The 7,436-nt window shown below is 69.3% G+C and carries 5 protein-coding genes and 1 pseudogene; 1 reads left to right on the top strand and 5 read right to left on the bottom strand.

The window, feature by feature from the left end:
* Nucleotides 1-1,495: GNVR domain-containing protein (locus tag D7X74_RS36955; RefSeq protein ID WP_120537684.1), on the bottom strand; the 1,495-nt coding region annotated here is incomplete at its 3' end.
* On the bottom strand, nucleotides 1,492-2,613 hold the full coding sequence (locus tag D7X74_RS36950; protein WP_120537683.1) for a polysaccharide export protein: 1,122 nt from the start codon (nucleotides 2,611-2,613) through the stop codon (nucleotides 1,492-1,494). The genes D7X74_RS36950 and D7X74_RS36955, both read right to left, overlap by 4 nt.
* 381 nt (nucleotides 2,614-2,994) lie before the next feature.
* Here D7X74_RS36950 and D7X74_RS36945 point away from each other — a divergent pair, with 381 nt between their 5' ends.
* A complete protein-coding gene (locus D7X74_RS36945) occupies nucleotides 2,995-3,864 on the top strand; it encodes a hypothetical protein (RefSeq protein WP_120537682.1) in 870 nt (289 codons plus the stop codon).
* A 17-nt stretch (nucleotides 3,865-3,881) separates the two neighbouring features.
* Here D7X74_RS36945 and D7X74_RS36940 read toward each other — a convergent pair whose 3' ends face one another.
* From D7X74_RS36940 to D7X74_RS36930, 3 genes and pseudogenes are all read right to left on the bottom strand, one after another.
* The gene (locus D7X74_RS36940) at nucleotides 3,882-5,054 is read right to left on the bottom strand and encodes a zinc-dependent alcohol dehydrogenase (protein ID WP_120537681.1); all 1,173 of its coding nucleotides are present in this window, start codon (nucleotides 5,052-5,054) and stop codon (nucleotides 3,882-3,884) included.
* Nucleotides 5,055-5,174: 120 nt separating this feature from the next.
* Entirely contained in the window at nucleotides 5,175-6,587 is a 1,413-nt protein-coding gene (locus D7X74_RS36935) for a serine hydrolase (protein WP_120537680.1), read from the bottom strand.
* Nucleotides 6,588-6,667: 80 nt separating this feature from the next.
* Nucleotides 6,668-7,436, bottom strand: a pseudogene (locus tag D7X74_RS36930) (hypothetical protein); the annotation flags it as partial.

Raw genomic sequence — 7,436 nt, 5'->3', positions numbered from 1 at the left:
CCAGGAGGGTGGGCGGGGCGCGGTCGGACTCCGGGCCGAGGGGAAGGCTTGCGTAGACGGGCACCTTGAACGCGGCCTCCAGGGCGGCGGGGTTGGACACGCCCTGTCGGAGCGCCTGGCGCGTGAAGGCGGACGCGACGCCGAGCACCAGCCCCAGCACGAGGCTGACCGCGAACACGTCCGGCTTCGTGGGGCGCACCGGGGTGCGCGTCACCACGGGCGCGTCGATGATGCGCGCGTTGGTGATGGTGCTCGACTTGAGCACCCGGTACTCCTGGGCCTTGTTGTGGAGCTGGAGGAACAGCTCGTTGGCGACCTTCACGTCGCGCGTGAGCTGGGCGGACACCAGCTCCGCGTTCGGCATGCCCTTGAGCTGGGTGTCGAGCATGGCCCGCTCCGCCCGCAGGCGCGCCAGCTTGTTCTGGGTGGCCACGAACAGGGGGTGGTGCTCGGTGAAGCGCTGCCGCAGCTCCGAGCGCTCGAGGGACAGCTGGGAGAGGGCCTTCTCCAGGTCCGCGCTCCGGGCCACGATGGCCTGGGCCTCCAGCCCCAGGTCCACGCCGCCCTTGCCCATGCGGTAGTCGCGCAGGGCCGTCTCCGCGCGCTCCAGGCCCTGGCGCAGGCCGGGCAGCTGGCTGTCGAGGAACGTCAGTGTCCGGCCGGCCTCCTCGCTGCGGCGCTCGACGTTGGTGAGGACATACGCCTCCGTGAGGGCCTGGAGCGTCGCGGAGGCCAGCGCCGCGTCCGGCCCCTCCAGGGCCAGGGTGAGGACGCCGGTGCCGGGGCCCTTCTCGCCCACGCGCAGCGCGCGCTGGAGCTCCTCCACCACCGCGAGCCGCGAGCGCCGCATCAGCTGGAACCGCGTCCCCGGCCGGGCGTGCAGCCCGGTGACGAGCAGCTCCACCTCGGGCGCGGAGTCCGGGGGCGTGGTGGCGGCGGTGCCCGCCTCGCCGTGGAGCAGCACGGCGCCATCGGGGCCCCGCAGCGCGTACCCGCCGGCCGCCTCCGCGACGAGCGTGAGCGGAACATCCTCCAGCTCCGGCGGCACGTTCAGCCGCTCCACCTGGAGGCGCTCCCCACCCCAGGCGTAGGTGTCCGGGCCCCACCAGGGGACGGGCGCCAGGTCCGGCCCCTCATGGGCGCGGGCGAGCGCGGCGCCCAGCACGGGGAAGTAGCGAGGTTCGGCGGACACGCCCAGCCGCAGGGTATCCGCCACCCGGCCCAGCAGGACCCGCGAGTTGAGGACCTCTATCTCCGTGGCCGCGACGCTGGGCGCATCCGAGAGCAGCTCATCCAGCTGGCCCAGGCTGCTGCCCTCCTGTTCGATCCGGAGCACGGCGTTCGCGCGATACACCGGCGTCGCCGTGAGCAGATACAGCCCGCCCACCACGAGGGTCAGCGCGACGGTCGCGGCAATGGAGTTGCGACGCTCCAGCAGGATGGCCAGGTAGCCACCCAATCCCAGCTCGTCTTCGTTGTCGGGGGTGTGCGTCATGGGTTTTCGATGATGATGGTTCTGTCTCCGATATCCACTGCCTGCCAGAGCAGCTGAACTGTTGGCTGGATCTGCTGGATGATGCGGTTCCACTGCGTCAAGTCGTGCGCGGAGACGAAGACGACGTCGTGCGGTTGTAATTGGAACTGCGCCGCGAGCAGCAGCGCGTCCGGTGAGCTTGCGTCAAGCTTGTAGATGGAGGGCCGGTTGAAGTTGCCCCGGATGACGTAGATGCGCCCCGGATTGGAGGTCAGCGGATCAAAGCCCTCGCTGTCGCCAATCGCTTCCGCCAGTGTCATCCGCCCCTTCACCATCAGGCGCGAGGAGGGTTTGCGGACCTCGCCCAGCACGAAGACCTTGTTGCGGTTGCGGTCCGCGACGTTGATGATGTCGCCGTCCGTGAGCAGCCAGTTCTGGCTCACGTCCCCCTGTTCGTAGAGGGCCTGCAGGTCCAGGTTGAAGGTGGTGCCCGCCCGGCTGAGCGTGACGGTGCGCAGGTCCGCCTCCGGCCCGAAGCCCCGCGCCTGGCTGATGGCGTCCTGCACGCGCAAGGGCACGTCGGTGATGGGAAGGCTGCCGGGCGCCACCACCTCTCCCGTCACCTGGACCTTCTGCCCCCGGAAACCCGCCACGCGCACGTCCAGCTGGGGCCGTTCGATGACGCTGGCCAGCTTCTGCGTGAGCAGCTCGCGGATGGCCCGCAGCGTCTTGCCCGCGACCGGGATGACGCCCACATGGGGGTAGAACATCGTCCCGTCCGCCGCCACCGGATGGCCCGTGGCTTCGGCGGAGCGGAACTCGCCCGCGGGGATGGTGAGCTCCGGGTGGTCCCAGACGATGACGCTCAGCACGTCATGGGCGCTGACCTTGTAGTCATAGTCCACGGCCACCTGCGCCAGTGGATCCACCAGGGGCGTGGGCCGCGCCTGCCGGCGGGACTCCAGCTGCCGGCCCAACAGGGACGCGTCGATGGTGACGATCTCGAAGGCATCGCTGGCCCCCGCGTCTGCCTTTCCGGCGTACCGCTCCCGGAAGGCATCCTCGTCCATGTGCATCCCCGGGCCCCAGGCGCATGCATTTGCGCACAAGGCCAGGCCGATAAGAAGGATTTGCCTCATTGGCCGGAATTCTTCGGGTCTGCCGCCGCATGCGTAAACCCATCCACCGGTCCGTGTGTCCGGAAGACGTTACGGCCCTGGCATGAGTCGACAGATGCCCTGCCCTGGGGGGCGGGGGCGGGCCGGTCCGCTGGAATCACGACATCAGCGGTGTACTCGAGGGGGCGTGACGAAAGCAGGGCGGGAGCCCATACCCTTGCGCTGTCTTGAAGGCTTGAGCGGCCGGCTCGCGCTTCCGAGGAAACGACATACGACCCATGCCCCAGTGAAGAGCCATTCTTGTGCTCGCTGTCCTGGGGCCACGGCGCCACGGACCACTTCACCACATATCGCGCGCCCCGGTCCTGACGGCGGAGCGCGGGCTTTCATGAAAGGACTGCCATGGTGCTCTCGATTCCACAGCTCCGCGACGCCCAGGACGCTTACTTCTCATGTCTCACGGAGCGGGAACTGGCTGAACGGCGGCGCGAAGAAGGTGTTCGCGTCATTTCCCACCGCGGCCACTACTGGGTGCAGCCGGGCGCGCCCGGCTTCTTCCAGCCGGTGCACCTGCTGGCCCGGCTGACGCCCGAGGAGGCCACGTCGCCCACGCCGCTCTCCTGGGGCTTCCGGGCGGCCCTGACGCCGGAGACCGCGAACTCCGCCACCGGCACGGTGCCGGTGGTGCGCATCAAGGACCTGGACAACTACGACGCCAATCACCTGTCCTCGAACCGGCGCAACAAGCTGCGCAAGGCTCAGAAGACGGTGCGCATCGTCCAGCTCACCGGGCCCTCCGTCCTGCTGGAGCAGGGCTATGAGGTCGTCCGGGATGCCCTGACGCGCACCCAGCACAAGAAGATCCCCACGCCGGAGGCCTACCTCAAGGACGTGAGGAAGTACTTCATCTCCGACCACTGGTGCGTGCTCGCCGGATTGATTGACGGCAAGCTGGGCGGCTACCTGGATGGCTACGTGGTGGACGGCGTCGCGTATGGCTTCAGCGCCTACTACGCCACCTGGGCGCTGCCGACGAACATCTCCACCGGGCTGAGCTACGAATTCGCGCAGGTCTGCCGGCGGCTCAAGTCCGTCCACACGCTGGTGGGCGGCCTCCATGCCCCCGAGGCCTCCCAACTGGGACAGTTCAAGGACGACCTGGGCTTCGTCGTGGACAACATCCCCATCCAGTGGGGGATGAACCCGCTGGCCCAGGCCTTCATCCGCTGGCGCCGTCCCCACGCCTACTACCGGCTGACGGGCCGGGAGTAGGCGCGCGGAAGAAAGGCCTACGGCGAGAGGACGACCTTGATGCAGCCGTCCTCCTTGTCGCGGAACTTCTTGTAGAGCGCGGGCGCCTCGGAGAGCTTCGCGCGGTGGGTGATGAGCCGGGTCGGGTCGATGGCGCCCGCCTGGATCTTCTCCAGCAGGGGCCGCGTGTAGCGGTGCGTGTGCGTCTGCCCGGACTTCATGGTCAGGCCCTTGTTGACGAAGGTCCCCATGGGGACCTTGTCCAGGAAGCCCACGTAGACGCCGGGGACGGACACCGTGCCGCCCTTGCGGCAGCAGTGGATGGCCTGGCGCAGCGCGTGCGGCCGGTCCGTGGCGAGCTTCACCGCGGCCTTCGCCTTGTCGAGCACCGCGTCGAAGCTGCCGGTGCCATGGGCCTCGGCGCCCACCGCGTCGATGCAGCGGTCCGGCCCCCGGCCCTTCGTCAGCTCGTTGAGCGTGTCGAAGACGTCCTGCTTCAGGAAGTCGATGGTCTCCGCCTTGCCCCAGGACTTCGCGAGCGCGAGCCGCTCCGGCACGTGGTCGATGGCGATGACCCGGCCCGCGCCGAACATCCAGGCGCTCTGGATGGCGAACTGGCCCACGGGGCCGCAGCCCCACACCGCCACGGTGTCGCCCTTCTCCATCTCACAGTGCTCCGCCGCCATGTAGCCGGTGGGGAAGATGTCCGTGAGGAAGAGCACCTGCTCCTCGGTGAGGCCGTCCGGAATCTTGAGCGGGCCCACGTCCGCGTACGGCACGCGCACGTACTCGGCCTGGCCTCCGGAGTAGCCGCCCAGCATGTGCGAATAGCCGAAGAGGCCGGAGGGCGAATAGCCCATCACCTTCGCGGCGACCTCCGCGTTGCGGTTGGAGCGGTCGCACAGGGAGAACAGCGTCTTCTTGCAGAAGAAGCACTCGCCGCACGCGAGGTTGAACGGGACGATGACCCGGTCGCCCTTCTTGAGCTTCGTGACGCCGGCGCCGGTCTCCACCACCTCGCCCATGAACTCGTGGCCGAGCACGTCCCCGCTCTTCATGGTCGGCATGTAGCCGTCCAGCAGGTGCAGGTCCGAACCGCAGATGGCGGTGCGGGTCACCTTGATGATGGCGTCGCCGGGGGCTTCGATCTTCGGATCGGGGACCGTCTCGTAGCGGACGTCACCGTGACCATGCCAACAGATGGCTTTCATGGGGCGGTTTGCTCCTTGGAAGGAAGAGGCTTTCCAGGAAGCTGGGCCCTCCCCTCCTCGCGAGCAGCATCTGCTCCGGACCGCCGCCTACCTGTCTGCTTCCCAGGCTGGATGGCGCGCTCAGGGGTCGTTCGGTCTCAGGCCGAAGGCCGTCACCCGGTCGTCGGGGGTGAGCGCCACGAAGTAGCGGAAGGTCCGCGGCCCGAACGTCACGAGGTACGTGTAGAGGCGGTCGTCGCCCCGGGTGAGCCGCTGCGCCAGGACCAGGGACCCCGCTGGCCCCAGCGCCTCCAGGGCCTGCTGGTGGTGCTTCGCGAGTTCCTCGAAGGACTTCGGCGGCAGGGACGCGAAGTCGCCGGGGGAGAGCGTCCCGCTCCGGGCCTGCTCCAGCAGGAGCCTGAGCCGCGCGGTGACCTGGGGCTCGCGGTCCTCGATGGGGGAGAGGGGTGGGATGGCGAGCGAGGGATGGATGAGCGTGGCGATGCCGTCCACCAGTCTCCCGGTCCCCGCGAAGTCCGAGTTGGCCAGCACGACGATGGAGAGCGAGTCCCCGAGGTAGCGCGCGAAGGTGCTCCGGAAGCCCTGCCACGCGCCCCCGTGCAGGTGGATGGGCTTGCCCCCGCGCTCCTCGAGCTGCCACCCGAAGCCATAGGGGTAGGTGGCCCCACTGGTGAGCTTCACGGGAGAGAGGATCTCCTTCCAGCTCTCCGGGGTGAGGAGGGCCTGCCGCTGCACGGCGGCATCCCAGGCCAGCATGTCCTTCACGGAGACATAGAGCGAGCCGTCCCCGGTGGTGTTGAGCGAAGGGGAGACCCACTCCTGGTTCTTCACCACGCCCTCGACCTGTCGGTAGCCGGCCGCGCGGTTCGGGATGACGTCCGCCTCGCTGATGCCGCGCGCGGTCTTCATTCCGGCGGGCTTGAAGACGTGCTCCGCGAGGATGTTCCCGTAGAAGGTGCCCGCGACGCGGTTCACGAGGATGCCCAGCAGGACATAGCCGGTGTTGCTGTAGTTCCAGCGGGAGCCGGCAGGAAACTCGAGGGGCAGGGCGTACGCGAAGCGCGCGAGCTCCTCGTCCGTGTAGTCCTTGCGTGCGTCGAGCAGTCCCTCCAGGTCGGCGATGCCGGAGGTATGCGTCAGCAGGTGGCGCACCGTGATGGCGCTCCAGGCCGCGGGCGCGTCGGGGAAGAACTTCGTCACCTTGTCGGACAGCGACAGCCTTCCGGCCTCCACCTGGAGCATCACGGCCATCGTGGTGAACTGCTTGCCCACGGAGCCGGACTGGAAGAGCGTGTCGGCGGTGACCGGGACGCGGTGTTCCAGGTTGGCGAAGCCATAGCCCTTCGCGAGCAGGACCTTGCCATGGCTCACCACGCCCACGGCGATGCCGGGCACCTTCTGCCGGGCCATTTCGGCCTGCACGTAGGCGTCAATCCTTGCCCGGAGCGCGGGCTGCGCGGCGGCGGAAGGTCCGACGAACAGGCTGCACAGCAAGACCGCGACCAAGGCGAGCGGCTGCGAAGGAGTGCGCACGGGGACTCCGGATGCATGGGGTGTCATCGCGCATCAGGATAGCCGTGAGTCGGGGGATGCTTCAGGCCCTGCGCCTCGATTCACGGAGGCGTTTCGCCGGCCGTGGCCTTGTCGCCCAGGCGCTGCTTGAGGGCATCCCAGCCCTTGCTGCCCGCCTCCCGCGCGCGGTCCAGTGTCTCGCCCGCGCCCTGGGCCACCTGCTCCGGGGACAGCGTCGCGGTGCCCTGGCGCACCCGCTGCATCCAGGCGATGGGCGCGTAGAGCTGCTTCGCCTGTTCGGGGCCGAGCGCGACGGTGAGCACGTGCTCCAGGCCGCCGGCGCGCGCGAGCAGGGCCCGGCCCAGGAGGAGGCCCGCGCGGGCCTGCTGGAACACGGGCAGGCTGTCGCCGTGCTTGCGCAGGGCCTCCGCGCTGTCGTGCACGTCGCGCCGCTCCGTCTCCTCCAGGAAGGGACTGGCGGCGAGCTTGTCGAGCGAGGCCGCGGCCTCCGCGTAGCGTTCGCGCCGTGCGTGGATGAAGGCCCAGCCCCACCACGTGAGCTCGTTCTCCACGCCCAGCGTCTGGAGCGAGCGCAGCCCCTGTTCGATGTCGTCCTCGGCGGCGCGCTCGCGCTTGAGGGCCATGCGGTTCCACGCGCGCAGGAAGTGCCCGGCGGCGAGCACCATCTCCCGTGACTGCGCGGGCGTGCTTCCTTGGATGGAACCGAAGTCCTCGGTGGGGAGGCGCTCGGCCTCGGTGAGGAAGGCGTTCAGCTCCTCCTCGGCGGCGTAGTGGTAGCCCGCCTGACAGAAGGCGAGCCCCCGGTTGGCCTGCACCGCCGCGCGCAGGGGAGGGGACCAGGTGGGGGTC

The organism is Corallococcus sp. CA047B (assembly GCF_003612065.1).
GTDB lineage: Bacteria > Myxococcota > Myxococcia > Myxococcales > Myxococcaceae > Corallococcus > Corallococcus praedator.
This window is presented reverse-complemented; position numbering and strand designations above follow the sequence as displayed.

What these genes read in the sequence shown, in the direction of transcription:
- D7X74_RS36940 (WP_120537681.1), bottom strand. Translation starts at nt 5,054, where the DNA reads ATGAAAGCCATCTGTTGGCATGGTCACGGTGACGTCCGCTACGAGACG.
- D7X74_RS36950 (WP_120537683.1), bottom strand. Translation starts at nt 2,613, where the DNA reads ATGAGGCAAATCCTTCTTATCGGCCTGGCCTTGTGCGCAAATGCATGC.
- D7X74_RS36945 (WP_120537682.1), top strand. Translation starts at nt 2,995, where the DNA reads ATGGTGCTCTCGATTCCACAGCTCCGCGACGCCCAGGACGCTTACTTC.